The organism is Catenuloplanes japonicus (genome assembly GCF_000717135.1).
Taxonomy (GTDB): Bacteria; Actinomycetota; Actinomycetes; order Mycobacteriales; family Micromonosporaceae; genus Catenuloplanes; species Catenuloplanes japonicus.
Window position 1 is genome coordinate 243645 of the sequence record NZ_JNXY01000016.1, and the last position, 24273, is coordinate 267917.

Below are 24273 nucleotides of genomic sequence, written 5' to 3' on the forward strand. Positions count from 1 at the left end.
CTGCGTTTATGCAGTTCTGACGTGCTCTTCGGGGCCGACGAACGTGTGGGAGCGCTCTTCGCCGTCGTCGCTGCCGCCGAACAGCCGCGCGTCGTCGACCGGCTCGGACGGGCGCACCTCCGGCGACGGGCGGCGGCGCTTCTCGCCCCACTGCCAGTCCAGGTCGCCACGGGAGTCGCCGACCTCGGCGCGCCAGCGCGGCATCGCGGCCGGCCGGCGGTCGCGCACCCAGGCGACCAGGTGCTCGCGGACCAGGCAGCGCAGGTCCCACAGCGTGCCCGCGTCCTGCGCGCTGACCAGTGCGCGGAGCCGGATCATGCCGCCGGTCGCGTCCGTCACCTGAAGCACGCAGACGCGGCCGTCCCACAGCTGGGTGCCCTCCAGCAGCGTGCGCATCTCCTCGCGCATCTCCTGCACCGGCACGGACCAGTCGACGTCGAACTCCGCGGTGCCGAGCACGGCCGAGGCGGTACGCGTCCAGTTCTGGAACGGTTTGCTGGTGAAGTACGACGTGGGGAGGATCAGGCGCCGGTCGTCCCAGATCTGGACCACCACGTAGCTGAGCGTCAGCTCCTCGATCTTGCCCCACTCCCCCTCGACCACCACCACGTCGTCGAGGCGCACCGCGTCACTGAACGCCAGCTGCAGCCCGGCGAAGAAGTTGGAGAGCAGCGTCTGCGCGGCCAGCGCCGCGACCACGGACACCAGGCCGGCGGACGCGAGCAGGCCGCCGCCGACCGCGCGCACGTCCGGGAACGTCATCAGCATCACGCCGAGCGTGACCACGACGATCACCGCGATCGTGACCCGGCGCAGCATCACCACCTGGGTGTGCAGCTGGCGGGCACGGCGGTTGTCCGGCACGTCGGTGCGCCAGCGGGCCAGCGTCACGTCCTCGAACGCGACCAGGAACGCGCCGATCAGCCACGCGGTCGCGCCCATCACGCAGAGCACCAGGCCGTGCAGCAGGTGGCGCCGCCACTCCGCGCCGGCCGAGTCGGTGGTGGTGAACCGGACCGCGAGCTGGATCGCCATCAGCGTGATCGCGAACTGGACCGGCCGGTGCGTGTGCTCGGCCAGCTCGGACGCGAGCTGGGAGTGCCTGGCCAGCTTCTTGATGATCACATGGGTGACCGCCACGAACACGAGCGCGAGCGCGGCGGCCCCCAGGGTCACTCCGACCGTGATCAGAATGTCCTCCACGGAAACGTGTCTCCTTCCGTGCGGGGGTCGTCTTTCGTAAAGCTGGGTGTTTTGCCCGGTTGCCGGGCGAGGAAACCTCGCGACCCATGCTAGGCACACCACACGGACGGGCCGGGTCGCGTAACGCGACCCGGCCCGTTTTTTGTTCTCTTGTCAAACCTTGCGGTACCGCGACTGCACGAAGCAGTAGACGCCGTAGCAGGCGATGCCGAGCGCGACCAGGCCCAGCAGGATCGGGCCGTAGGACTGCTCGACCAGCGTGCGCAGCGCCGCGTCCAGGCCACGGGCCTTCTCCGCGTCGTACGTCACGGCCGCGGACACCACCAGGAAGCCCACGATGCCGTACGCCACGCCCTTGGAGATGTAGCCGGCCATGCCGAGACGGCGGGCGACCTTGCGCAGCGCCGGGCTCATCTCGCCGGTGTTCAGGTGCTCCTCGAACTTCTTCTTCCAGCCGTGGTAGATCAGGCCGGCACCGATCGCCAGGATCGCGATCCCGATCAGGCCGACCAGGAAGCGGCCGCCGGTCGCGGACATCAGCTTCTCGGTGAGCTTCTGCGAGCTGTCCGCGTTCGACGAGTTGGCGCCGGAGATCACCTTGTACGCGGTGAACGCGAAGTACAGGTAGATCAGCGCGCGGCCGACGGAGACGACGCGCTCGAACACGCGCTCCCTGCCGTCCTCGGCCTGGTGGCCTATCGCGGCCTCCAGCGCCTGCCAGATGGCCATCGCGACCAGGCCGACGCCGATCGCGCCGACCAGGAACGCGCCGAACGGTTTGGCCGCCAGCTCCTCCAGTGCGCCGGACTGCGAGTTCTCCCCGCTGGAGTTTCCGAACGCGACCTGGAGGGCCAGCCATGCCAGCAGGAGGTGCAGCACGCCGTACCCGATGAATCCGGCTCGGGCGAGCACCTCAAGCGCCTTGCTGTTGGCAGCACGGGATGCCGTGCCTCGAGCGTCATGGGTGAGCGACATGAATCGTCAATCACCGAATTCGAAGATTTCCAAACGTGCTGGTAGCGCGTTCCTAGGCGACTGAGATCTGGATCGCGGCCTGGGTCTCGGTGAGCGATTCGAGCGAAACCAGGAAATTCCCGACCTCGGTCGCGGCCTGGCCGACCGTGAGCCCGATCTGCTCACCGGCCACCTCGAACGTGGCGGTCTGTCCCTGCACCTCGATCAGCTTCGCCTCGATGCCGAGGACGCTGGCGCTGGCCGTGGCGCCCCGGTCGAACGTCACGGTGCATTGGTCGAGGCCGCAATTCGTCTCGTACCCGTCCCCGCTGCACGCGGCGAGGGAGAGTGCGAGCACGACTCCGAGAAGGGCGGCGGGCACGGCGCGGGTGATGCGTCGGTTCGTCGTCACGCGTTCAAGCGTACGGGGCCGGGACCACCAACGTGATCATCGCCGGTTAGGGTGCGCCGCATGCCGTTTGACGTCGACGCGATCCGGTCCCGCTACCCCGCGCTCACCGAGGGCTACATCCACTTCGACAACGCGGGCGGCAGCCAGGTCGCCGCCCCGGTCGCGGACGCGGTCGCCGCCACCATGCGCGCGGCCGTCTCCAACCGCAGCAGCGCGTTCGAGCCCGGCCGCCGCTCCGGCGAGATCGTGGCCGGCGCCCGGCACGCGCTCGCGGACCTGCTCGGCGCCGCGCCGCAGGGCATCGTGATCGGGCCGAGCGCGACCGCGCTCACCTACCGCACGGCCCGCGCGCTCGCGGACACCTGGCGCCCCGGGGACGAGATCGTCGTCTCCCGCCTCGACCACGACTCCAACGTGCGCCCGTGGGTGCAGCTCGCGGCGCGGACCGGCGTCACGGTCCGCTGGGCCGAGTGCGACCGCGCCACCGGCGGGCTGCCGGTCGCGCAGTACCGCGACCTGGTCGGCGAACGCACCCGGCTCGTGGCGCTGACCGCGGGCAGCAACGCGAACGGCGCCGCGCCGGACGTGGCCGCGATCACCGCGATCGCCCGTGCGGCCGGTGCGCTGACCTATGTGGACGGCGTGCACAGCGCGCCGCACCACCACACGGACGTGGCCGCGCTCGGTGCGGACTTCTACGTGACCAGCGCGTACAAGTGGTCCGGCCCGCACATCGCGGCCGTCGCCGCGGACCCGGCCGTCTGGGAGCGGCTGCGGCCGATGAAGCTGGCGCCGTCGCCGGAGTCCGTGCCGGACCGGTTCGAGCTCGGCACCGCCAGCTTCGAGCAGCTGGCCGGCGTGACCGCCGCGGTCGACCACCTGGCCTCGCTCGTCCCGTCGGCCTCCACCATGCGCCGCGACCGGCTCGCCGCGTCTTTCGAAGCGGTCGCGCAGCACGAATCATCGCTCCTCACCCGCTTGACCGACGGTCTGGCCGCGCTGCCCGGCATCACGGTCCTCCCCGGCGGCGAGGTCGGCCGCCGCTGCCCGACCGTCTCGTTCCGGCTCGCGGACCAGCCGCCCGCCCGGACCGCCGCGCTGCTCGGCGAGCGCCGCATCTGCGTCTCGGCAGGCGACTACTACGCCTACGAGTACTTCGAGCGGCTCGGCCTCCGCGACAGCGGCGGCGCGGTCCGCGCGTCGATCTACCACTACACCACCGAGGCCGAGGTGGACCTGCTGCTCGGCGCGATCTCCGACCTCGCCCCGCGCTAGGCTTCCGGCATGGCTGTCGAGGTGCGGGACAACACGGACCGGTTCGAGATCGTGGTGGACGACAAGGTCGCCGGCTTCGCGGCGTACCGGGTGCGCGACGACGCGATCGTCTTCACCCACACCGAGGTCGACCCCGCGTTCGAGGGCCAGGGCCTCGGCTCGAAACTGGCCGCCGGCGCGCTCGACGCGGTGCGCGCCCGTGGTGGCGCCGTCGTCCCGCGCTGCGCGTTCATCAAGTCCTACATCGACCGCCACCCGGAATATCAGGACCTCCTGGCCTAGTCGGGCCTAGTCGTCCTCGCGCGGCGCCAGCATGACGTGCATCGGTTCGCCCGTCTTCGCCTCCGGGCAGCGCAACCGCAGGTCCAGGTGGCCGAACGGGCTGCCGACCAGCCAGCAGTGATGCGGCTGCCCGCTGCCCGGGTAGGCGTACGACTCGAAGAACCGGCAGGTCACGCACATCTTCGTGACCGGGATCTGGTCGGCCTGCTGCAACGTGCGGATCTTCGTGGTGACCGCGTCCAGCAGGTGCTGGCGGCGCAGCGCATCCAGCTCGTGCAGGCCGGTGAGCAGGTCCGCGGCCCAGGTCATCGGCTCGACCGGCTCGGCCCGCCCGGCCTCGGTCAGCGACAGCCGCATCTCACCGGGCGAGAACGACGGCGCCGGCCCCATCTCGACCAGCCCGTCCGCGACCAGCGACTCCACGGCCGCGAACAGCGCCTTCGAGGTCATGCCCAGGTCGCGGGACAGCTCGGACAGCGGGCAGCTCGCCTCCCGCCGGCCCAGCATGAGCAGCACCTGCTGCTGGGCCAGCGTGCGTGTGCCGTCGTTCCCCGCCGCCTCCGCGACCGCCACCCGGGCCAGCCCGGCGGCGAGGTGGTGCTGTGACAGTTCGAGATCCACAATTCCACCCCAGGTCGGTTACTCTCCGTTTCCGCGCAGCACGTCACGGTACCCGGAGTGCACATTCCTGAGCATGACGGCCGAACGGCTAACGTTTACCGCCGCCGAACATCGACTTGATGGCCACGACCAGGAACAACGCGCCCGCAATGGCGCCGATGACCTGCACCGCGGGGATGTCGAACCAGCTTCGTTCCTCGACCGCGAGCGCGGACATCACCCGGACGGGTGTCAGTATCGATTCCACCCTGAAAACCTTAAGACCCGTCCGCGGGTACGGCGAGGGTCCAGGGTGTCCGGGCACCTCCGGACCCGTTGTCTAGGGTGTCCGGGTGCCTCCGTCCCGCCGCCGCGCCACCGCCGCCGTCTTCGCCGACCCCAAGCCGCCCAAGCCACCGTCCGGCGTGGACATCGCGAAAGCCGACCCCGAGCCGGAGGGCTCCTACCAGCGGCTCGCCTACTACGACGTCGACCTCTCCGGCCGCGAGACCGAGTCCGTCCGCTTCACCCAGTGCCGGTTCCGCGCCGCCGACCTGTCCGGCGCCCGCCTCGACCAGGTCTCCCTCACCGACTGCCTGGTCCAGAACTCCAACTGGGCCAACCTGACCAGCGACGGCGGCACACTCACCCGCGTCGAACTCCGCGACTCCAGGATGACCGGCCTCACCATCGCCGACGGCGTCCTGCGCGACGTCCGCGCCGAGGAATGCCGCCTCGACCTGTCCGCCTGGCGCTTCACCCGCTTCGAGGCCGTCCACTTCATCGGCTGCAACTTCACCGGCGCCGACTTCACCGGCGCGGACCTGCGCGGCGCCCGCTTCACCCGCTGCGACCTCAGCGGCGTCCAACTCCACCAGGCCGACCTCACCGGCACCCGCTTCCGCTCCTCCACCCTCGCCGGCATCGGCAGCCCCGCCCAGCTCCGCGGCGCCGTCTTCCCCGAATCCGACCTCCCCGCCCTCTCCTTCGTCCTCGCCGCCGCCATGGGCATCACCATCGCCGACACGTGAGCCCGCCCGGGGACGACCCCAGACCCCGATCCCGCTGACGCGATGGCCCGACCCGCGCCTCGCCGCCGGTTTTCGTGCCGGCCGGGAGACGAGACCAGATCAAGATCCCGCTTTCCCGCTTCCGGCGTGGTCCGGCAGCGTTGCTCCCGCGGGCAAACCTCGCGCCGGGCTCCGCTGGCGCTCCGCACGACGCGAGGAGCCGGTCGCGCCGTGGTCCGGCACACCCGTGCGGGCGGCAGCGGTCGGCTACCTCCAAGCGCTCTGCGCCGCAAGGGTGCGGGCGGCTTCGGTCCGGCCGTCCAGAGCCTCCTCGACCAGCTCGCGTGGATCGTCTGTGATCCGCAATGACCGGGCGCTCCGCACCCGAAATTTCGTCATTTAACGGACGGTAGGGTCTTCCCGGACCACGGCGTGACCGGCAGGGAGGAGCGCCAGCGACGACCGGTGCCCGCGGGAGCAACGCTGCCGGACCACGCCGGAAGCGGGAATACGAACTGGATCTTGATCTTGGATTTCGGGTTCCGGCGAGCGCGGAGGATCACGAGGGCGGCCGACGGAGTCACCGGGTTCCGCGTGCGGCCGGACGCGGGCGGCGTGTGGGCAGGATATTTGCGCACGCTGGGTATGGGCTTGCGCCTGTTAGGCTGGCGGGCATGGGAATCGCGGACGACGCGGTGCAGGTCCGGGCGCAAGGGTGGCGGACGCTCGCCGCGCTGCACGGGCTGATCGACGCCGCGCTGGAGCGGGCGCTGGCGACGGGTCACGGACTGTCCGTGGTCGAGTTCACGGTGCTCGACGCGTTGTCCCGGCAGGACGGCTTCCACATGCGGATGTCGCAGCTGGCGCGCGCGGCCGCGCTGTCGTCGAGTGCGGCGACCCGGCTGGTCAACCGGCTGGAGGATCGCGGGCTGCTCGCGCGGTACCTGTGTCAGGACGACCGGCGCGGCATCTACTCGGAGCTGACCGAGGCGGGGCGGGAGCTGCTGGTCAAGGCGCGGCCGACGCATGACGAGGTGCTGGCGGCCGCGCTGGACGAGGCCGGCGCGATGCCGGAGCTGGCGCCGCTGGTCCGGGCGTTGAACCAGCTGCCGTCCCCGGCGTAAGTCCGCTATTCTCACGCGCCGTGGCGCGAACGAAGATCATGATTCCGGGCGTGGCCGGGCCGGTCGAGGCGTGGGTGCATCTGGTCACCGGGCGGGTACGGCTCAGCGTCGACGGCCGTGAGCTGCGCAATCAGGGAAACAACGTGTTCACGCTGCCCGGCCTCGGCGGCACCGTGGTCACCGCCTGGGCCACGGTCGGCCGCCTCGACGCGCACCCGGTGGTCCGGGTCGGCGACGTGAGTTACCCGACCGGCGAGCCGACGTCGCCGCTGCTGCGGGCGCTGGCCTTCCTACCGGCGCTGCTGGGCGTGTTCCAGGTGATCGGCGTCATGATCGCGGCCCCGTTCCTGCTCGGGACGCTGGCGATCGTCCGCAGCCAGCTGGGCCTGCGCACGAAGACCACGCTGTGCACCGTAATCGGCCTGATCCCGGTCGTCGCCATCATCACGATGATCACGGTCAACGCGATCCGCCGCTATTCGTCGTGAGAGAGGCAGAGGGAGGCCCTGTCCCCTCGTGTCAATTGCTCCTGCGCCGACGAACCCGAACGGCGATAGTTCGGAGACTTGTAAGCGCACCTCCGGCGTCCCGATACCAGATTGTCCGCGTCACCTTTACCCGTCACGCCTCAGGGAGACATTTCAGGATTCAATGTCCGAGCATCCGACGGGGTCCGCCCCTACCGGATGGCCGCTACGTCCCGATTTGAATCGGAGCCTCCTTCGAAAGAATGAAGGCACTGTCAATGCCGATGAGTAGAACACTTTAACCGGGTACGATCCACCCTCTCGCAGATGCGCATCATTCGAGCATCAGAAGATTCATGAGCCGCCCTCGCCTCCGTAGCTGTAGGTCGTTGTCGCGTCCTTGGCAGCGTTGCCGTCCACGCCTTCGTCAGCTGGCCGCGCGCGTCATACGTAAAGCACGGACGCCACCGCGTCGGCGACGTCATCCTGGCCGACTGGCGCCAGTTCAAGCCCTTCGCCTGGGGATCGAGGATCGAGGCTCACGGGCCTTGCCTCGGTCGAGCCCGCGTGTGTGGCCGGATTACCTGCCCGGCCACACAGAGTCATGCAGAACCGGCAAACGACCGAAAGTCTCGGGCTGTCCCTGGAGGAGGACCGCGCGCCCGTCCACGTTCAGGATGTGGCCGGGGCCGAGCGGCGCGATCGGGGAGTCCCAGTGCACGTGGCCGCAGACGGTCAGCGGTGGTGGGTTGCGGGAGAGCAGGTCACGCAGCGCGGGATTGCCGCGCTGCGTGGGGCCGCCGCTCGGGCCCTCGTGCAGCACGAGCACGTCGCAAGGGCCCGCACCACGCCACGAACGAGCAAAGTCATCGATGGTACGCCGAGGGCCGAGCACACCGCCGACTCCGGCGATCCGGACGCCGCCGACCGTAACCACCTCACCGTCCAGGACGCACGACGGATCGATCACGTCGTGGTTGCCCGCCACGCCGGCCACGAACGCGCACCCGGCCGCCGCGAACGCGTCCCACACCGCCGACACGTCCCCGGACGCGCCCCGCACGTCCGCGCCCGGCGCCGAGTAGAGATCTCCCGCCAGCAGCACCCCCAGCGACCCCACCGGCGGAATCAGTTCCTGCTCCGCCCACACGCCCAGGTAGTCCGCCAGCGCGATCCCGAGCAGCACGGGATCACCGCCGAACGGCGACGCCGCCGTCCCCTGCAGGTCGCCCGTGACCAGCACCGCCGCGCACCCGTCGGGCAGTCCGTCCGCCGTGAGCCGCTGCACGGGCAGCACCGCGGTCTCGGTGCCGCCGCCGGCGCGGGCCTGCCGGTACACGATCGAGGTCAGCGTCGAAGGACGCTCGCTGTGCAGTCGCATGGCATGCAGGAAAGCACCCGCGGGGCGTACCCCCGAATGGTTTTCAGGACACACCGATGACGCGGAGCAGGTCGAGCTGGCTGATCGCCTCGCTGTTGGGGCGCGGGGTGAAGACCAGGAGCCGCTGGTCGTGGCGGGCCGTGGCCAGCACCTCGCAGTCGATGTCGATGACGCCGACGGACGGGTGGACGATGCGCTTGCGGTCGCTGCGCCGGACCGCCACGTCGTGGCTGTCCCACAGCGCGGCGAACTCGTCGTTCAGCGCGTGCAGCGTGCGCACCAGCTTCGCCGCGAACGGGTCCCGGGGCCGCATCGCCACCGCGGCGCGCAGGTCCGCGACCTGGACCCGGGTCTGATGCTCATGGTCGTCGGCCGGGTAGAGCGCGCGGGCCGCCGGGTCCATGAACCACCGGTACGTGAAGCTGCGCTCCAGCCCGGTGAACACGGTCTGCTCGCCGAGCAGCGCCACCGCCATCGGGTTCTGCACCAGGATCTCGCCGAGGTCGGAGACGATCTGGGCCGGCAGCGCGGTCAGCGCGTCCAGCAGCCGCAGCAGCCCGGGGCTGATGTGGTCGTCCGCGCCGAACGACGCCGGCGCCGGATGCCCGGCCAGGTGGAACAGGTGGTTGCGCTCGTCGATGGTGAGCCGCAGCGCGCGGGCCAGCGCGGTGAGCATCTGCGGCGACGGCTGCGGCCCGCGTGCCTGCTCGATCCGGATGTAGTAGTCCGGCGACATGCCCGCGAGTTGCGCGACCTCGTGGCGGCGCAGCCCCGGCGTGCGCCGGCGGGCACCGGCCGGCAGCCCCACGTCCGTGGGCTGCAATTGCTCGCGGCGGCTGCGGAGGAACCCGGCCAGGTCCGTGGAGTCCATGCGCCCAGCATGAATCACGGCCGTCCGCCGCAGGGAGGGACCCGCGATACCAGTGTCGACGGGTCTCTCCCGTGCCGCTCCCGGCCGGCGCACGGTAGGACCCATGAAGATCCTCATCACCGGCGCGACCGGAAACGTCGGCGGCCACGTCGCCCGTCTGCTCGCCGCCACCGATCACGAGCTCGTCGCGCTGGTCCGCGACCCGGACACGGCGAACCTCCCCGCGAACGTCACCACGATCAAGGGCGACCTGACAGACCCCGAGGGGGTACGCGACGCGCTCCACGGCGTCGACCGCGTCTTCCTGAACATGGCCGACGACAACGGCGCCGCCTTCGCCCGCGTCGTGGCCGGCACCGGCGTGAACCACGTGGTGCTGCTGTCCTCGTTCACCGCGACGACCGCGCTCCCGTCCGGCGACGCCAACATCATCACCGCCCGTCACCAGGCCGGTGAGCGGGCACTGACCGAGTCCGGCGTGCCGTCGACGTTCCTGCGCGCGGCCGGTTTCATGCTCAACGTGCGGGGCTGGCTACCGGAGTCCGGGGACGGCGAGGTCCTGGCGCCGAACGTCGACGTCCGGCTGCCGGTCGTCGACCCCGCCGACATCGCCGCCGCCGCGGTCGCCGTGCTCACCGCCGCCGATCCGGCCCCGGCCGCCTACTCGATCACCGGCCCCGCCCCGCTGTCCGTCCGCGACCAGATCGCCGTGATCAACGAGACCTTGGGCCGCGACCACACCGTCCGCGAGATCACCGAAGCCGGGGCTGTCGCCGCGGTCTTCCCGCCCGGCACCCCCGATTTCGTCTCCCGCTCGATCCTGGAGACCCAGGGCCCGGCCGCCTCGGTCCTCCCCCCGAGCGGCGACGTGGAGACCCTGACCGGCCGCCCCGCACACACGTTCACCGAGTGGGTCACCGCCAACCTGGCCTGACCGCTTAATGGCCGGGCGCCGACCGCGCCCGGCCATTCACCACTCGATCGGGGTGACCCGAAAGGTGATCACGTCGTCGCTGCCGGAGAGGCAGGCCTTCCACTCGTCCGACTCACAGACGAGATTCCCGTCGTGGCGGATCCAGAGGTTGCCGTGGCTGTCCTCGCACACGTCACGCCCGGATCGGACGATGCGCTGCAACTCGGCGAGGTAGTGGGCCGCATGCATGTCACGCTCCCGTCCCGTCCAAGAAGGGATATGTCCGCACACATCAAACCCCGGGCCGCCGCCCCGTCTCGTCCGCCGACCGGTCGTCCTTCCAGGTCTTTATCCGCCCCGCGCACCCTGCCGGCCACGGGATTGCCGCCGAACGACATCCCCGTTCCGGGCAGCATCCGATGTAGAGCCGGCATCCGGGGCGGGCGAGTGACCGCCACGCCCGGCCCCGGAGGCTCAGGCGGCAAAGACCTCGGCGGCCGGCAGCACCACGCCGCAGTGATCGGCGATGCGGGCCAGGGCGGCGTCGTGGTCGGCGCGGCTGAAGTCCGCGACCGCGTCGGCGACGACGAACGCCTGGATGTCGCGCATGAACGCGTCCGCGGCCGTCGCCGCGATGCCGATGTGGGCGTAGACGCCGCAGATGACCAGCTGGTCGCGGGTGCCCATCAGGGAGGCCAGCGACGTGCGGTGGAACGCGTTGTAGCGCCACTTCGGCATCAGTGTCTCGCCCGGCTGCAGCTCGACGACGACGTCCGAGGGTGCGCCCGCGCCCACGCCGTCGCCCCACATCTCCTGCTGGAGGCCGCGTTGTGCCGGGGTCTGCCCGCCGGGCTGGGCCGAGAAGATCACCGGCACGCCGAGGTCCGCGGCGCGGGACCGCAGTTCGTCGATCGCCTTCAGCACCGGATCCAGCGGCGACGTGCCGGGTGTGTAGTAGCGCAGGAAGTGCCGCTGCATGTCGTGCACGAGCAGCACGGCGCGCGCCGGGTCGACCCGCCAGGACACCCGCCCGCGGGGCAGGTCGCCGGGATCGGGCAACGGGTACGGATCAACGACCGGAATGCTCACGAAAGCCCTTCCCGAAGACGTGCCTTGCTGACCTTGCCGACCGCGGTCTGCGGGAACGCGGCGACGAACTCGACCTTGTCCGGGATCTTGTAGGCGGCCAGCCCGCGCGACCGCACGAACGCCCGCACCTCGCCCACGGTCAGCGTGGCCGAGTCGCGGAGGATCACGTACGCGCAGGTCCGCTCGCCGAGCACCGGGTCCGGCACCGCGACCAGCGACGCGTCCAGCACGGACGGGTGGGCGAGCAGGTGGTTCTCCACCTCCTCCGCCGCGATCTTCTCGCCGCCGCGGTTGATCTGGTCCTTCGCGCGCCCCTCCACCACCAGGTGCCCGCTCGGCAGCTGCCGCACCAGATCGCCGGTCCGGTAGAACCCGTCCGTCGTGAACGCGGCCCGGTTGTGCGCGTCAGCCCGGTAGTAGCCGCGGATCGTGTAGGGACCCCGGGTCAGCAGATGCCCGACTTCTCCCTCCGGAACCGCCGCGTCAGCGTCGGAGACGATCCGGATCTCGTCGTCCGGCGAGATCGGCCGGCCCTGCGTCCCCACCACCAGCGACGGCGGATCGTCGTGCCGCGTGTAGTTGACCAGCCCCTCCGCCATGCCGAACACCTGCTGCAGCGCGCACCCGAGCACCGGCGCGACCCGTGCCGCCGCCTCGTCGGACAGCCGCGCGCCGCCGACCTGCAGCAGCTCCAGCGACGACAGGTCCGCGGGCGAGGACGGTGCCGCGTCCAGCCAGAGCATCGCCAGCGGTGGCACCAGGGCGGTCATCGTCACGCGCTCCGCCTCGATCAGCGGGAACGCGACGGACGGCGCCGGCGACGGCGACATCACCACGCGCCCGCCCGCGTGCAGCACGCCCAGCACGCCGGGCGAGCTCATCGTGAAGTTGTGCGCCACCGGCAGCGCCACCAGGTAGACCGTCTCCGTCGTCAGCCGGCAGATCTCCGCGGACGCGCGCACGCTGTAGAGGTAGTCGTCGTGCGTGCGCGGGATCAGCTTCGGCAGCCCGGTGCTGCCGCCGGACAGCTGCAGGAACGCGACGTCTCCGGCGCTCCCGCCCGTACCCTCGAAGGCCTTTGATCCTGAAAGGCCCTGCGAGACGTCGACCACGTGCCGCAACGACGGCGCGACCTCCCGCACGGACGCCGCCAGCCCGTGGTAGTCGAAGCGCTCCCACACGCCGGGGATCACATAGGCGACCGCGTCGGTCGCGGCCGCGATGTGCCCGATCTCGGCGCGCCGGTGCGACGGCAGCGTGAACACCGGCAGCGCGCCCAGCCGGAACAGCCCCAGCACGACCGGCAGGTAGTCGCCGACGTTCGGCAGCTGCACCACCACCCGGTCGCCGGGTTCAACCCCCAGATCCGCAAACCATCCGGCGGTACGGGAGGCCGCCTCGGAAAGCTCCGCATAGCTCCAGCGCCGGTCGCCGTCGACGACCGCGACCCGGTCCGCGAAGCGCGCCGCGAGCCCGTGCAGCCAGTCGGAGAACGTCTCCCCGCGCCAGTACCCGGCCTCCCGATATCGCGCGGCGAAGGACGGCGGCCACGGCGTGAGGTCACTCATCGTCGAGCCCCATCGCGCGCAGCATGGTCCGGAACTTCGCGGTCGTCTCGGCCAGCTCGGCCTCGGGCGACGAGCCGGGCACGATGCCGGCGCCGGCGTAGAGCCGCATCGAGCGGTCGTCCACCTCGGCGCACCGGATGGTGACCACCCACTCGCCGTCGCCGGACGCGTCGACCCAGCCGACCATGCCGGTGTAGAAGCCGCGGTCGAACGGCTCGATCGCGGCGATCGCGTCCCGGGCCGCGCCGACCGGCACGCCGCAGATCGCGGGCGTCGGGTGCAACGCGTGCGCCAGCTCCAGCGCGGACGTGGCGTCGTCGGCCAGCTCGGCCGCGATCCGGGTGGACAGGTGCCACATCGCGGCGGTCGGCACCACGGCCGGGCGGGCCGGGACCTCGATCTCCTTGCAGTACGGCCGCAGCGCCTCGACCACGGACTCGACCACGACCGCGTGCTCGCGCAGATCCTTCTCCGAGTCGCGGAGCGTGGCGGCACGGCGCACGTCCTCGTACCGATCGGTGCTGCGCGCGGCGGACCCGGCCATCGGGTTCGCCACCACGCGTGTGCCGAACCGGGAGACCAGCAGCTCCGGGCTCGCGCCGACCAGTGTGCGGCCGTGCGGCAGGTCGGCCGCGAACGTGTAGCCGCGCGCGTCCCGGTGCGCCAGCCGCCGGACCAGGTCGCGCAGGTCGATCACCTCGTCCGCGGTGACGTGCAGCGACCGCGCCAGGACCACCTTGGCCAGCTCGCCACCGTCCATCATGGCCAGTGCGCGGGCGACGCCCTCGGTGTAGCGCGCGGGCTCCGGCACCGGCTGGACGTGGTACCCGGCGGGCGCGTCCGGCCGGGGCAGCACCCGGTTGACCGGCGGCGCGGACCAACGCGCGGACATCGGCACCACCAGCTGGGCCGCGGCCGTGTCCGCGAACGGGATCGCACCGGTCGCGATCGGCCGGACGTCACCCGCCTCGCGGAGCGCGCCGAGCATGCCGGCCACGTACGACGGCAGGTCCGCGGCACGGCCGGGCACCACCGCCGCGATCCCCTCGGCCAGCAGCGTGTGCCGTGGGGACGCGAAGAAGAACGACGACCCGGGACGGTAGTCGTCGATCAGCTCGGTGGCGGCTTGGGTCCTCAGGTCGGTCATCGGGTGAAACCTCCGCTCAGGCGCGCAGGGTGGCGCCGCCGTCGACGTACAGGTCGTGCATGGTGATGTGCCGCGCCGCCGGGGAGGCGAGGAACAGCACCGCGTCCGCGACGTCCTCCGGCGTGGCGATCCGGCCGAGCGGGATGCCGACGCGGTACGACTCCGGGTCGCCGCGCAGCACCGCCGCCGGCCCGGTCCCCTCGGTCCACATCGCACGCTGCATGGGCGTGTCCGTGGAGCCGGGGCAGACGATGTTGCACCGGATGCCGTGCCGGGCGACCTCCAGCCCGAGGCTCTTGGTGAACATGACGGCCGCGGCCTTGGACGCGGCGTACGCGGCCATCCCGGCCCGCGGCACGCCGGCGGCGTTGGACGCGACCGTGATGATCACGCCGTCCCGCCGGGCGATCATGCCGGGCACGACCGCGCGGCTGAGATGGAAGACGCCGGTGGCGTTGACCGCGAACGTGTCCGCCCAGTCCTGATCCGTCAGCGCCGCGACCGCACCGAGGCGGAGGATGCCGGCCACGTTGACGAGCAGCCCGACCGGGCCGGCCTCGTCGGTGATCCTCGTGACCGCACCCGAATCCGTGACATCGAGCTGCTTGCATGTGATGCCGGGGTGCTTCCCCAGGGCCGCGAGCGCTTCCTCGTTACGGTCGGTAGCGATCACCCGGGCACCCCGGCAGGCCAGCGCGCGGGCGACCGCCGCGCCGATTCCCTGTGCCGCGCCGGTGACCAGCGCCGTCGTACCGGCGAAGATCTGCTCCATGTCTTCTCCTCCCGGATCTGGGCACAGTGGACCCGCAACACATAGAGCAATCGAAGATCGCCGCGTTAGGTTAGCCTAACCTGTCGAAGGCATCCATGGGAGTGGCGTTTGTCGCCTCTCGAATCCGGGAAAATCACCCGCCACACGCCCCCGCTGCATCGACGTGGGCCGACCGGACGGGGACAATGGCCGCCTCATGATCACTCTCTCCCTGCTCTCCACACGCATAAAGCGCGCCGCCCGGAAACACTTCGGCTGGCGGACGCTGCGACCCGGTCAGCTCGCGCCGATGAAGACCGTGATGAAGCGGCGCGACGCGCTGGTCGTCATGCCCACCGGCGGCGGCAAGTCCGCGCTCTACCAGGTCCCGGCCACGCTGCTGCCCGGCCCGACCGTGGTGATCTCCCCGCTGCTCGCGCTGCAGCAGGACCAGATCGCCGCGCTCAACGACCGCGGCGTCCCGGCGCTGCGCGCGGTGCGGATCAGCTCCGCCGAGACGCCGAACCAGAAGGCGGAGGCGCTGGCCGCGATCCGGTCCGGCGAGGCGCGGTTCCTGTTCACCACGCCGGAACAGCTGGCCTCGGAGCCGATGCAGGTGGAGATCCGGTCGCTGCGCCCCGCGCTGGTCGCGGTCGACGAGGCGCACTGCATCTCCTCGTGGGGCCCGGACTTCCGCCCCGACTTCCTCGCGCTCGGCCACCTGATCCGCGCGATCGGCCGCCCGCCGATCCTGGCGCTGACCGCGACCGCGTCCCCGCCGGTCCGCGAGGACATCATCAAGCGGCTCGGCCTGCGCGACGTCACACCGATGATCTCCGAGCTGGACCGGTCGAACCTGTTCCTCGAGGTCGCCTACTGCCCCGACGAGAACTACCGCTGGCGGCGCCTGACCGCGCTGCTCGACGAGGACGAGGGCCTGGGCATCGTCTACGTCGCCACCCGCCGCGCCGCCGAGGAACTGGCCGAGCGCCTGACCGAGGCCGGCTACGCCGCCGGTTTCTACCACGGCGGCATGAACGGCGGCGCCCGCGAGGAGCGTCACGAGGAGTTCCTCGCCGACAAGATCCAGGTCATGGTCGCGACCAGCGCGTTCGGCATGGGCATCGACAAGGCGAACATCCGCTGGGTCGCCCACGTCGCGCTCCCCGACTCCCCCGACAGCTACTTTCAGGAGATCGGCCGGGCCGGCCGCGACGGCGCCCCCGCCCGCGCGCTGCTGCTCTGGCGCGCCGAGGACGAGAACATCCAGCGCTACTTCACCGGCGGCGCCGTCGACGAGAAGGAGCTGCGCGACCTCGCCGCCGTGCTCCGGACCGGCGCGCACACCAAGGCCGAACTACGCGAGAAGACCGGCCTCGGCACCCGCAAGCTCGGCCAGCTGCTCGCACTGCTCGAACAGGTCGACTCCGTCGCCACCATCGGCACCACCAAGGTCCTGGCCCCGAACTACGCGCCACCCGCCGCCAAGGCCGCGAAACTGGCCGCCGCCGAGTCCGAACGCCAGCAGACCGTGCAGCGCTCCCGGATCGACATGATGCGCGCGTTCGCCCAGACCCGCTCCTGCCGCGGCCAGATCCTCCTCGCCTACTTCGGCGAACACCTCCCCGACCCCTGCGGCCACTGCGACAACTGCCTCAATCCCCCCGCCGACGCCCCCGTCTCCCCCGCCCCCTCCTCGACCCCGGCGTCGGCGTCGGTTTCGGAGATCCCGATCGCCGAGGAACTCTTCCCCGTCCACAGCACCGTCCGTCACCAGGAGTGGGGCCCCGGCCTCGTCCTCGGCTACGAAAACGACAAAATGACCGTACTGTTCGATTCCGTCGGCTACAAAACCCTCTCCGTCAAGGTCGTCAGCAAACAGAAACTCCTGGTCCCCGAAGAGGTCTGACCCCCTCACCACAGACCAGATCAAGATCCAATTCATGTTCCCGCTTCCAGCGTGGTTGCGGTCCGCATGCTCCCGCGGGCACCGGTCGTCGCTGGCGCTCCTCCCTGCCGGTGCCGCCGCTGGTCACCGAAAACCCGCCCGCCCGTTCAGCTGCCCGCAGCACGCGCTGCGGGCCGCCGGGGCGAAGAGGCGTTCCAAGCGCCGGCTGCGGCAACCGTGTGGGACCCGAGCACTCACCGCATAGCACCCGGTCGATCTGTCAGGGTTTGCGGGCGGTGGCCGAACTTGATTGGCGTAACGCTGAGCCACACCGGCACAGCAGCGCCGACCGAGAGGCCGACACATCTTGCGTAACCTGGTTCGTTCCGCCGCCCTGACCGTCGTTGCCGCCGCTGTCGTGATCGGTGGCACCGCCACCGCCACATGGCGAAGTTCGACTACTTCTCCCACACCGGCCGTAACGGCTCCACGTTCACCCAGCGGGTGAAGTCCGCCGGTTACGCCCCGGCCGTGGGCGAGAACATCGCCTGGGGTTACGCCGACAGCAAGGGCGTCATGACCGGCTGGATGAACAGCCCGGGACACCGCAAGAACATCCTGAACTGCAAGGCCGTCAAGATCGGCGTCGGCGTCGCCCGCGACACCAAGGGCACCATCTACTGGACCCAGGAATTCGGCGGCTGACCCACACACCTCCCTCACCCCCCGTTGATCAAGGGATCGGCATCCGAAAGGACGCCGATCCCTTGATCTGTTTCCGCGCGCGCCAGTCCTCTGACCGTCCGGTCAGCCCGTACGACGATCGGCCCGGCACGTTCGTTGGATGTCGTGAGCGCGACAGGTGCTCTACGACAGATCCAGGGAGCGACCGGCCGAGGGAGCGCGCGATGTCGACGGAACGACAGCTGGAGCAGCGGTACTTCGATACCGCCGCCGCCGAACGCGAGCGTATGCGCGTCGCGCTCACCATGGCGCCGGCCGCTGCGGCGCACAGCGGGGCCGCGGTACGAATCCGGCGCGAGGTGCAGGGGCTGATCGAGCAGATCGGCACGCCCGACGACCCGGTGGCGTTCGGGCGGATGGACACCGAGGCCGGTGAGGTTCTGTACGTCGGCCACCACGGCATCCGGGACGATCAGCGCAACGTTCTCGTGGTGGGCTGGAAGGCCCCTGCCGCCGCGGCGTTCTACGAGGCGAATCACGCGGACCCGCGCGGCCTCCGGCTCAAGCGGACCTTCACCTGCGAGCGCAACACGATCGTCGACCTCAGCGACCTCATCTTCGCGGAGCTCGCCTCCTCGGTCGCGAAGCTGACGGCCGGCGACGCGCTCGACGACGCGTTGCTCACCGATCTGGAACGCGACCGCACCGGCGAGATGCAGGACATCGTCCGGACCATTCAGGCCGCGCAGTTCGATCTGATCCGGGCCCCGCTCGAGCAGCTGATGGTCATCCAGGGCGGTCCCGGTACCGGCAAGACCGCAGTCGCGCTGCACCGGGTCTCCTGGCTGCTCTACAACAGCCGGGACCGGCTGGAAGCGGCTGATGTCCTGATCGTCGGGCCGACGGCGGCCTTCACCCGGTATACCCGGACGGTTCTTCCGTCGCTGGGCGACATCAGCGTCGCGCAGCGGGCGATCGGGCACCTGCATCCTCCGGTCAAGCAGGGTCGCGAGGAGGCGCCGGAGACCACGAGGCTGAAGGGGGACGCGCGGATGGCGGGACTGCTGCGCCGCGCGCTCTACGCACGCGTCGGACCGCCGTCCTCCGACCGCCCGCTGCAGGTCAGGATCGCCGGCCAGGTACTGGTCCTCACGGACGCGGATCTGCGTCGGGTGATCGCGGCCGCCCGGTCGAGCATGGGCACGTTCGCCGAACACCGGAAGATCTTCCGCGATCTGCTGGCCGACCACGCGGCCGACCTGCTGCTGCTCTCGCAGAAGCAGGCCCGCCCGGCGACCGACCCGATGGTCGAGCGCATCTGGCCGACGTTCACGCCGATGGCCCTCTTGCGCGATCTCTTCGGATCCCGTGAGCGCCTGATGGCGGCCGCGGGCGACGAGTTCACCGCACGGGAGATCGGCGCGTTGCACCGCCGGTCGGCGGAACGGATCTCGGACGAGTCGTGGAGCGACGCAGACCTGCCGCTGCTCGACGAGCTGGAATTTCTGATCAACGGCATCGACGACCAATTCGCCCACGTGGTCGTGGACGAGGCCCAGGATCTCTCCCCCATGCAGCTGCGCTCCGTGGCGCACCGATCCGCCACCGGCTCCATGACGGTCGTCGGCGACATCGCCCAGTCCACCGGCGCGTGGGCTCGTGACGACTGGGACGACGTGCTCACGCACCTGCCGTCGGACCTGCCGCAGGAGGTGTACGAGCTCCGGTACGGCTACCGCGTGCCGAAACAGATCTTCGATCTCGCGGCCCGTCTGCTGGCGCTGGCGGCACCGGGGGTCACGGCCCCGGAGATCGTGCGCAATGGACCGTCGGAACCCGTCCTGCTCTCCGTCGACGCGGTGCAGCGGGCCGGGTCTGCGGTGCAGGCCGCCACCGTGCACGCGGGCAAGGGCCGTTCCGTAGGGATCGTCTGCCCGGCCCGGTGCCGCGAGGATCTCGAGGACGAGCTGCGACGGCAGGAGGTGCAGTGGCACTCTGCGGCGCGGGGAGACCTCGGACGCGGCATCAATGTCGTCACGCCGCACGAGGCCAAGGGGCTGGAGTTCGACACGGTCGTGGTCATCGAACCGGAGGAGATCATCAAGGAGGACGAGCGCGGTCACCGGCTGCTGTACGTCGCGCTCACCCGATCCACCCGGTACCTGCACATCATCGCGACGGGACCGCACCTGCCGCTGCCCGGCGAGGTCGCTCCGGAGCGCCCGGCCGCCGCTCCGGAGGGCCTGACCGCCGCTTCGGAACGCCCGCCCGCCGCCGCCCTGCTTCCGGCGCAGACGCGCGGTGCTGTGCACGAGCCGGTCGGCACCCGCCCCTCGGTGCGGAGACCCGCCACGCAGACGATCATCGACAGCCTCGCGGGTGACCTGGCGGAGGAGATGCGGTCGCATCTCGCCCCAGCGCTCTGGCCCGCCGTCCTGGACCGGATGCGGGAGCTGCTGGAACTCGAACGGTCCTGAGGATGGAAAGCGTTGATCCATTACGGTTGTCCGCGTGGTTGCCGCGATCGAGTTGTACCTGGATGTGGACGCGACCCGGCGGATCAGGACGCTGTGGCGGTCGCTGGAGGCGGAAGGGGTGCCGACGATGGCGGGGCTGCTGGGCAACCGGCATCGGCCACACGTGTCGCTGGCGGCCGCACCGCGGCTCGATCCGGAGGCGGTGGCGGCGGCACTGGACGGCCTCGAGGTCGGCGTGGGCCTAACGATCAGCATGGACTTCTCCGGGCAGTTCGTCGGGCGGGTGCTCTGGCTGGGAGTCACCCCGACGGCGGAGCTGATGGCGGTACACCGGGCCGTGCACGAGCGGCTGGCCGCGGCCGGTGTCGAGGTGTGGGAGCACTACCGGCCGGATCGCTGGGTGCCGCACTGCACGGTGTCGATGCGCGTGCCGAACGCGCAGATGGCGCACGCCGTACGCCGCTGCATCGAGGTTCTTCCGCTGAAGGCGGTGATCACGGGCGCGGCGGTCACGGACCACGCGAACGACATCAACCACCGGCTGGGCTGAGGAACCCGGTGGCGCCCATGTTCTCCTCCAGGTGCCGTAGGGACGACGTGCCGGGGATCGGCAGCACTACCGGCGAGCGGGTCAGCAGCCAGGCCAGTGCGGCCTGGGCGGGCGTGGCGCCGGGGACCGTCACCGTGGGCGGTCGACGGACCGCGGGCGCGATCGGCAGCCAGGGCAGGAACGCAATGCCGTGGCGCGCGCAGTGGTCCAGCACGGGGTCGGCGGCGCGATCGGCGGCGTTGTAGCGGTTCTGCACGGCCGCGATCGGCGCGATGCCGCGTGCCTCGGTCAACTGTGCGACGGTCACCTCGGAGAGGCCGATGTGCCGGATCTTGCCCTGCTCGCGGAGCAGCAGCAGCGCGCCGATCTGGTCGGCCAGCGGGACCAGCGGGTCGATCCGGTGCAGCTGGTAGAGGTCGAGGTGGTCACGGCGCAGTCGCCGCAGGCTCAGCTCGGCCTGCTGGCGCAGGTATTCCGGCCGGCCCAGCGGGATCCAGGCCGCGCCGAGGTTCACCTGACCGCCCTTGGTGGCGATGACCAGCTCGGGAGGGTACGGATAGAGGGCCGCCGCCAGCAGCTCCTCGTTCGCCCCGAGGTCGTAGGAGTCGGCGGTGTCGATCAGCGTCACGCCCAGCTCGACGGCCCGCCGCGCGATCGCGATCGCCTCGTCGTGGCCGAGCCGGTCGCGGTTGCCGGTCAGCCGCATCGCGCCGAAGCCGAGCCGGTGAACCGGCAGGTCGCCGCCGATGGCGAAGGTGAGGTCCATGCGGTCCAGCCTGGTTCCATCGAGAGTTAAGGACAAGTGACTCTTGGTCCACCTGACCGCGTAGCATCGCTACGATGTTGAACCTGGAACGTCTCCGGGTGCTCCGCGCGGTCGCGACCACCGGCTCGGTCGTGGGCGCGGCCCGCACACTGCACGTCACCACGTCCGCGGTCTCCCAGCAGCTCGGCCGTCTGGAGCGCGAGGCCGGGATCACGCTGGTCGAACGGCACGGACGCGGCATCCGGCTGACCCCGGCCGGAGCCGCGCTGGCCGCGTCCGCGGCGGAGTTGCTGGCCCACGCGGAGCGGGTGGAGGCGGGGCTGGCCGCGCAGCGTGGCACCGTGTCCGGGCCGCTGACGATCGCCGCGTTCGCCACCGCCGCGCGCGGCCTGCTCCCGGGCGCGCTGCGGACGCTCGCGGACGCGCACCCGGAGCTGACCGCGTCGCTGACCGAGTTGGAGCCGCACGAGGCGATCCCGGCGCTGCGCCGCGGCGACGCCGATCTCGCGGTGGTCCAGGACTGGGCGACGGACCCGCTGACCGTGCCGGACGACCTGTCGCGCGCGGCGCTGTGCGACGACGTGTTCGACCTGGCGCTGCCGGTCGGTCATCCGCGCGCCGGGGACGCGGGCCCGATCCCGGCGGCCGCGCTGGCGGACGAGGACTGGATCGGCTGGTCGAGCGGCCAGATCTGCCACGACTGGCTGGTCCGGACGCTCGGCCGCCCGGTCCGGCACACCGCGTCGGAGCACTCCACGCAGCTCGCGCTGGTCGAGGCCGGCCTCGGCGTGGCGCTGGTGCCGCGACTCGGTCGCGGCCCGGTCCCGGACGGTGTGCGCCTGGTGCCGGTCTCTCCCGCGCCGGCCCGCCGGGTGTTCGTGCTGTGGCGGACCACGACGTCGCAGCGCCCGGCGGTCTGGGCGGCCCTGGACGCGCTCACCGAGAGCGTGCCGCCGGACCGGGCCGCCTGAGCAGCGAGACCTCAGTCAGGCTGGTCCGGCAGCTCCCGGATGCCCGGGATCGGCGAGAAGATCACGAAGAGGGCGCCCAGCACCGCGCCCACCGTGGCGATCCACAGCGTCGGGCGGACGCCGATCGTCTCCCCCAGCAGGCCGCCGAGCAGCGCCCCGATCGGCCGCACCCCGTAGTTGACCGTCCGCCGCGCGCCGCTGACCAGGGAGAGCCGCCGCTGTGACGTGGCCGCGGTCTGCAGTGACCCGACCGCGATGTCCAGCAGCATCACGCCGAAGCCGCTCAGGAACTCGGCCACGAACACCAGCGTCACGATCACCGGCTGTCCACCGGACGCGAGCGGGATCAGCACCAGCGGCAACGGGAACAGCACGTATCCGGCGACCGCGACCGGCCCGACGCCGAACCGCCGGGTGAGCCACCCGGTGACGGCCGCGCCGAGCAGGCCGCCGGTGGAGGCGAGGCCGATCAGCAGGCCGAGCCCGCCCGGCGAGAGGCCGAGCGCGGTCGTCGCGTACAGGATGAACAGCGCGTGGAACACGTAGTTGAACAGGTTAAGCACGGTGACGCCGAGCAGGATCGGCCGCAGGATCGCGGACCGTGCGATGTAGACCAGCCCGCTCGCCACCCCGGTCCGTTCCTCGGCATGAGGCACCGCTGCACCCTCGTCAGGCCGGATGCGGGACAGCAGCAGCGCGGACGTCAGGTACGACACCGCGTCCGCGATCAGCGCGAACGGCGCGGTGAGCACCTGCACCAGCAGGCCGCCGGCGCTCGGCCCGGCCACGAACGCCATCGCGCGGGCGCCGTTGACCAGCGAGTTCGCCGCGATGTAGTCCTCGCGGCGGACCACGGACGCGAACAGGCTGCTGTTCGCGACGTCGAAGAAGACGGTGAGCGTGCCGGCCGCGAACGCGATCACGTAGAGGTGCCACAGCTCCAGCGCGCCGGCGATCGCCAGCACCGGCACCGCCGCCAGCAGCGTGGCCCGGCCCAGATCGGCGACGATCATGATGTGCCGCTTGATCGCCCGCCGGTCCACCCACGCGCCCGCGAACAGCGAGAACAGTAGGTGCGGGATGAGCGAGGCCGCGGTCAGGTAGCCCATCTCGGCCGGCCCGGCGCCGACCGTGAGCACGGCCAGCAGCGGCAGCGCGATGAGCGTGATCTCCTCGCCGACCAGCGACACCGCGTGCGCGGACCAGTAGTGGCGGAACATCCGTGCGCGCAGCAGCGACCACGCGGACGGGGCAGCAACGGTGGTGGTCACGGCGCACCCGTCTCGGGCGTCGGGATGGACAGCTGCACCACGGTCACGGCGCGGGAGCCCTCGGCGCGGGCGGCCCTGTCCGCGTACGGCGCGAACAGTTCCTCGATGCGCTCCTCCAGCGAGATCAGCTCGTCCGCGGTCACGTAGATCATCCGGTCGCCGAAGCCGGCCGCGCGCCGCCATTCCTGTGTCTCCTCGGCGCGGACCGCGAGGTAGGCCTCGGCCCGCCGCACGTACTGCGCCAGGATCGCGGCGTTGAGCGCGTCGGTGGCGGCGCGCACCTCCGGGTCGTCGGAGTCGTCGCCCCAGGACGTGTCGGTCGCGGTGGCGCGCCAGGGGCGCTCCCGCCCGTCCGCGCCGGGAACCCGCTCGGCCAGCCCGTACTTGGCGAGCTGCCGCAGGTGGAACGAGCAGTTCGGCACGTTCTCGCTGAGCACGGCCGCGCACTGGGTGGCGGTCATCGGGCCGTTGCGGCGCAGCATCCCGATCAGGCTGAGCCGCAGCGGGTGCGCGTAGGCCCGCAGCGCCTGCGGATCGTCGAGCCGGACCGTCTTCCTCTTCTCCTCTGCCATACCCTAGAGGATGCTTTAGAAAGACATCTTTAGCAACATGTCTTTAG

Annotated in this window: 26 protein-coding genes; 11 read left to right on the forward strand and 15 right to left on the reverse strand. The window is 71.3% G+C overall.

What is annotated here, in order from left to right; genetic code table 11:
• Positions 1-6 precede the first annotated feature (6 nt).
• From OP04_RS23025 to OP04_RS23035, 3 genes are all read right to left on the reverse strand, one after another.
• Complete coding sequence (locus OP04_RS23025; RefSeq protein ID WP_033341839.1) at positions 7-1203, reverse strand: mechanosensitive ion channel family protein; 1197 nt, start codon at positions 1201-1203, stop codon at positions 7-9.
• Between the two features lie 153 nt (positions 1204-1356).
• Positions 1357-2115, reverse strand: coding sequence for a DUF1206 domain-containing protein (locus tag OP04_RS23030; protein WP_332309675.1), 759 nt, complete (start codon positions 2113-2115; stop codon positions 1357-1359).
• Between the two features lie 115 nt (positions 2116-2230).
• Positions 2231-2569 (reverse strand): hypothetical protein, encoded by a 339-nt coding sequence (locus tag OP04_RS23035; RefSeq protein WP_051798718.1) that lies wholly within the window; start codon positions 2567-2569, stop codon positions 2231-2233.
• A 60-nt stretch (positions 2570-2629) separates the two neighbouring features.
• Between OP04_RS23035 and OP04_RS23040 the strand changes: the two genes are divergently transcribed.
• Both OP04_RS23040 and OP04_RS23045 read left to right on the forward strand, forming a co-directional pair.
• A complete protein-coding gene (locus tag OP04_RS23040; protein ID WP_033341841.1) occupies positions 2630-3844 on the forward strand; it encodes a cysteine desulfurase-like protein in 1215 nt (404 codons plus the stop codon).
• A 9-nt stretch (positions 3845-3853) separates the two neighbouring features.
• Positions 3854-4126, forward strand: a complete 273-nt coding sequence (locus OP04_RS23045) for a GNAT family N-acetyltransferase (RefSeq protein ID WP_033341842.1) — start codon at positions 3854-3856, stop codon at positions 4124-4126.
• A 6-nt stretch (positions 4127-4132) separates the two neighbouring features.
• Here OP04_RS23045 and OP04_RS23050 read toward each other — a convergent pair whose 3' ends face one another.
• On the reverse strand, positions 4133-4747 hold the full coding sequence (locus OP04_RS23050; RefSeq protein ID WP_051798721.1) for a MarR family winged helix-turn-helix transcriptional regulator: 615 nt from the start codon (positions 4745-4747) through the stop codon (positions 4133-4135).
• A gap of 88 nt (positions 4748-4835) precedes the next feature.
• Entirely contained in the window at positions 4836-4994 is a 159-nt protein-coding gene (locus tag OP04_RS53555) for a hypothetical protein (RefSeq protein ID WP_157240200.1), read from the reverse strand.
• An 85-nt stretch (positions 4995-5079) separates the two neighbouring features.
• On the opposite strand from OP04_RS53555, the gene OP04_RS23055 reads away from it, so the two are divergent.
• The 3 genes from OP04_RS23055 to OP04_RS23065 all read left to right on the forward strand — a co-directional run bounded on the left by OP04_RS23055 (position 5080) and on the right by OP04_RS23065 (position 7348).
• Positions 5080-5757 (forward strand): pentapeptide repeat-containing protein, encoded by a 678-nt coding sequence (locus tag OP04_RS23055; RefSeq protein WP_033341843.1) that lies wholly within the window; start codon positions 5080-5082, stop codon positions 5755-5757.
• 653 nt (positions 5758-6410) lie between these two features.
• Positions 6411-6860 carry a MarR family winged helix-turn-helix transcriptional regulator gene (locus tag OP04_RS23060; RefSeq protein WP_033341844.1) on the forward strand — a complete coding sequence of 150 codons (450 nt, stop codon included), beginning with the start codon at positions 6411-6413 and terminating at the stop codon, positions 6858-6860.
• 20 nt (positions 6861-6880) lie between these two features.
• Positions 6881-7348: a hypothetical protein gene (locus OP04_RS23065; RefSeq protein WP_157240202.1), complete on the forward strand. Its 468-nt coding sequence runs from the start codon at positions 6881-6883 to the stop codon at positions 7346-7348.
• A gap of 559 nt (positions 7349-7907) precedes the next feature.
• Here OP04_RS23065 and OP04_RS23070 read toward each other — a convergent pair.
• Positions 7908-8708, reverse strand: coding sequence for a metallophosphoesterase family protein (locus OP04_RS23070; RefSeq protein WP_157240204.1), 801 nt, complete (start codon positions 8706-8708; stop codon positions 7908-7910).
• 43 nt (positions 8709-8751) lie between these two features.
• The gene (locus OP04_RS23075) at positions 8752-9579 is read right to left on the reverse strand and encodes a helix-turn-helix transcriptional regulator (RefSeq protein WP_033341846.1); all 828 of its coding nucleotides are present in this window, start codon (positions 9577-9579) and stop codon (positions 8752-8754) included.
• A 103-nt stretch (positions 9580-9682) separates the two neighbouring features.
• Between OP04_RS23075 and OP04_RS23080 the strand changes: the two genes are divergently transcribed.
• Positions 9683-10513 (forward strand): SDR family oxidoreductase, encoded by an 831-nt coding sequence (locus OP04_RS23080; RefSeq protein ID WP_033341847.1) that lies wholly within the window; start codon positions 9683-9685, stop codon positions 10511-10513.
• Between the two features lie 36 nt (positions 10514-10549).
• On the opposite strand, the gene OP04_RS23085 is transcribed toward OP04_RS23080, so the two are convergent.
• The 5 genes from OP04_RS23085 to OP04_RS23105 all read right to left on the reverse strand — a co-directional run bounded on the left by OP04_RS23085 (position 10550) and on the right by OP04_RS23105 (position 15068).
• The gene (locus tag OP04_RS23085) at positions 10550-10741 is read right to left on the reverse strand and encodes a hypothetical protein (protein WP_033341848.1); all 192 of its coding nucleotides are present in this window, start codon (positions 10739-10741) and stop codon (positions 10550-10552) included.
• A 225-nt stretch (positions 10742-10966) separates the two neighbouring features.
• Positions 10967-11581 carry an isochorismatase family protein gene (locus tag OP04_RS23090; protein WP_033341849.1) on the reverse strand — a complete coding sequence of 205 codons (615 nt, stop codon included), beginning with the start codon at positions 11579-11581 and terminating at the stop codon, positions 10967-10969.
• Positions 11578-13149, reverse strand: coding sequence for a (2,3-dihydroxybenzoyl)adenylate synthase (locus OP04_RS23095; RefSeq protein ID WP_033341850.1), 1572 nt, complete (start codon positions 13147-13149; stop codon positions 11578-11580). The genes OP04_RS23090 and OP04_RS23095 overlap by 4 nt, the downstream gene beginning before the upstream one ends.
• Positions 13142-14296, reverse strand: coding sequence for an isochorismate synthase DhbC (dhbC, locus tag OP04_RS23100; protein ID WP_033341851.1), 1155 nt, complete (start codon positions 14294-14296; stop codon positions 13142-13144). The genes OP04_RS23095 and dhbC overlap by 8 nt, the downstream gene beginning before the upstream one ends.
• A gap of 16 nt (positions 14297-14312) precedes the next feature.
• Positions 14313-15068 (reverse strand): 2,3-dihydro-2,3-dihydroxybenzoate dehydrogenase, encoded by a 756-nt coding sequence (locus OP04_RS23105; protein ID WP_033341852.1) that lies wholly within the window; start codon positions 15066-15068, stop codon positions 14313-14315.
• A 196-nt stretch (positions 15069-15264) separates the two neighbouring features.
• On the opposite strand from OP04_RS23105, the gene OP04_RS23110 reads away from it, so the two are divergent.
• The 4 genes from OP04_RS23110 (at position 15265) to OP04_RS23125 (ending at position 20646) form a co-directional block, all read left to right on the forward strand.
• Entirely contained in the window at positions 15265-16956 is a 1692-nt protein-coding gene (locus OP04_RS23110; protein ID WP_198153940.1) for a RecQ family ATP-dependent DNA helicase, read from the forward strand.
• Positions 16957-17379: 423 nt separating this feature from the next.
• Positions 17380-17640 (forward strand): CAP domain-containing protein, encoded by a 261-nt coding sequence (locus OP04_RS23115; RefSeq protein WP_033341853.1) that lies wholly within the window; start codon positions 17380-17382, stop codon positions 17638-17640.
• 203 nt (positions 17641-17843) lie between these two features.
• Entirely contained in the window at positions 17844-20096 is a 2253-nt protein-coding gene (locus OP04_RS23120) for a HelD family protein (RefSeq protein ID WP_033341854.1), read from the forward strand.
• Between the two features lie 34 nt (positions 20097-20130).
• Positions 20131-20646 (forward strand): 2'-5' RNA ligase family protein, encoded by a 516-nt coding sequence (locus OP04_RS23125; protein ID WP_033341855.1) that lies wholly within the window; start codon positions 20131-20133, stop codon positions 20644-20646.
• Here the strand turns inward: OP04_RS23125 and OP04_RS23130 are convergent.
• Complete coding sequence (locus OP04_RS23130; protein ID WP_033341856.1) at positions 20627-21412, reverse strand: aldo/keto reductase; 786 nt, start codon at positions 21410-21412, stop codon at positions 20627-20629. The genes OP04_RS23125 and OP04_RS23130 overlap by 20 nt on opposite strands.
• A gap of 74 nt (positions 21413-21486) precedes the next feature.
• On the opposite strand from OP04_RS23130, the gene OP04_RS23135 reads away from it, so the two are divergent.
• A complete protein-coding gene (locus tag OP04_RS23135) occupies positions 21487-22383 on the forward strand; it encodes a LysR family transcriptional regulator (RefSeq protein ID WP_033341857.1) in 897 nt (298 codons plus the stop codon).
• Positions 22384-22394: 11 nt separating this feature from the next.
• Here the strand turns inward: OP04_RS23135 and OP04_RS23140 are convergent, their stop codons facing one another.
• Entirely contained in the window at positions 22395-23603 is a 1209-nt protein-coding gene (locus tag OP04_RS23140; RefSeq protein WP_085066701.1) for an MFS transporter, read from the reverse strand.
• Between the two features lie 47 nt (positions 23604-23650).
• Positions 23651-24226, reverse strand: coding sequence for a helix-turn-helix domain-containing protein (locus OP04_RS23145; RefSeq protein ID WP_033341858.1), 576 nt, complete (start codon positions 24224-24226; stop codon positions 23651-23653).
• Positions 24227-24273 lie beyond the last annotated feature (47 nt).

Bases quoted from the DNA above. Each gene is read 5' to 3' on its own strand.
- OP04_RS23040 (WP_033341841.1), top strand. From the start codon at position 2,630: ATGCCGTTTGACGTCGACGCGATCCGGTCCCGCTACCCCGCGCTCACC.
- OP04_RS23045 (WP_033341842.1), top strand. From the start codon at position 3,854: ATGGCTGTCGAGGTGCGGGACAACACGGACCGGTTCGAGATCGTGGTG.
- OP04_RS23060 (WP_033341844.1), top strand. From the start codon at position 6,411: ATGGGAATCGCGGACGACGCGGTGCAGGTCCGGGCGCAAGGGTGGCGG.
- OP04_RS23070 (WP_157240204.1), bottom strand. From the start codon at position 8,708: ATGCGACTGCACAGCGAGCGTCCTTCGACGCTGACCTCGATCGTGTAC.
- OP04_RS23075 (WP_033341846.1), bottom strand. From the start codon at position 9,579: ATGGACTCCACGGACCTGGCCGGGTTCCTCCGCAGCCGCCGCGAGCAA.
- OP04_RS23080 (WP_033341847.1), top strand. From the start codon at position 9,683: ATGAAGATCCTCATCACCGGCGCGACCGGAAACGTCGGCGGCCACGTC.
- OP04_RS23085 (WP_033341848.1), bottom strand. From the start codon at position 10,741: ATGCATGCGGCCCACTACCTCGCCGAGTTGCAGCGCATCGTCCGATCC.
- OP04_RS23095 (WP_033341850.1), bottom strand. From the start codon at position 13,149: ATGAGTGACCTCACGCCGTGGCCGCCGTCCTTCGCCGCGCGATATCGG.
- dhbC (WP_033341851.1), bottom strand. From the start codon at position 14,296: ATGACCGACCTGAGGACCCAAGCCGCCACCGAGCTGATCGACGACTAC.
- OP04_RS23105 (WP_033341852.1), bottom strand. From the start codon at position 15,068: ATGGAGCAGATCTTCGCCGGTACGACGGCGCTGGTCACCGGCGCGGCA.
- OP04_RS23110 (WP_198153940.1), top strand. From the start codon at position 15,265: ATGATCACTCTCTCCCTGCTCTCCACACGCATAAAGCGCGCCGCCCGG.
- OP04_RS23115 (WP_033341853.1), top strand. From the start codon at position 17,380: ATGGCGAAGTTCGACTACTTCTCCCACACCGGCCGTAACGGCTCCACG.
- OP04_RS23120 (WP_033341854.1), top strand. From the start codon at position 17,844: ATGTCGACGGAACGACAGCTGGAGCAGCGGTACTTCGATACCGCCGCC.
- OP04_RS23130 (WP_033341856.1), bottom strand. From the start codon at position 21,412: ATGGACCTCACCTTCGCCATCGGCGGCGACCTGCCGGTTCACCGGCTC.
- OP04_RS23135 (WP_033341857.1), top strand. From the start codon at position 21,487: ATGTTGAACCTGGAACGTCTCCGGGTGCTCCGCGCGGTCGCGACCACC.
- OP04_RS23140 (WP_085066701.1), bottom strand. From the start codon at position 23,603: ATGTTCCGCCACTACTGGTCCGCGCACGCGGTGTCGCTGGTCGGCGAG.
- OP04_RS23145 (WP_033341858.1), bottom strand. From the start codon at position 24,226: ATGGCAGAGGAGAAGAGGAAGACGGTCCGGCTCGACGATCCGCAGGCG.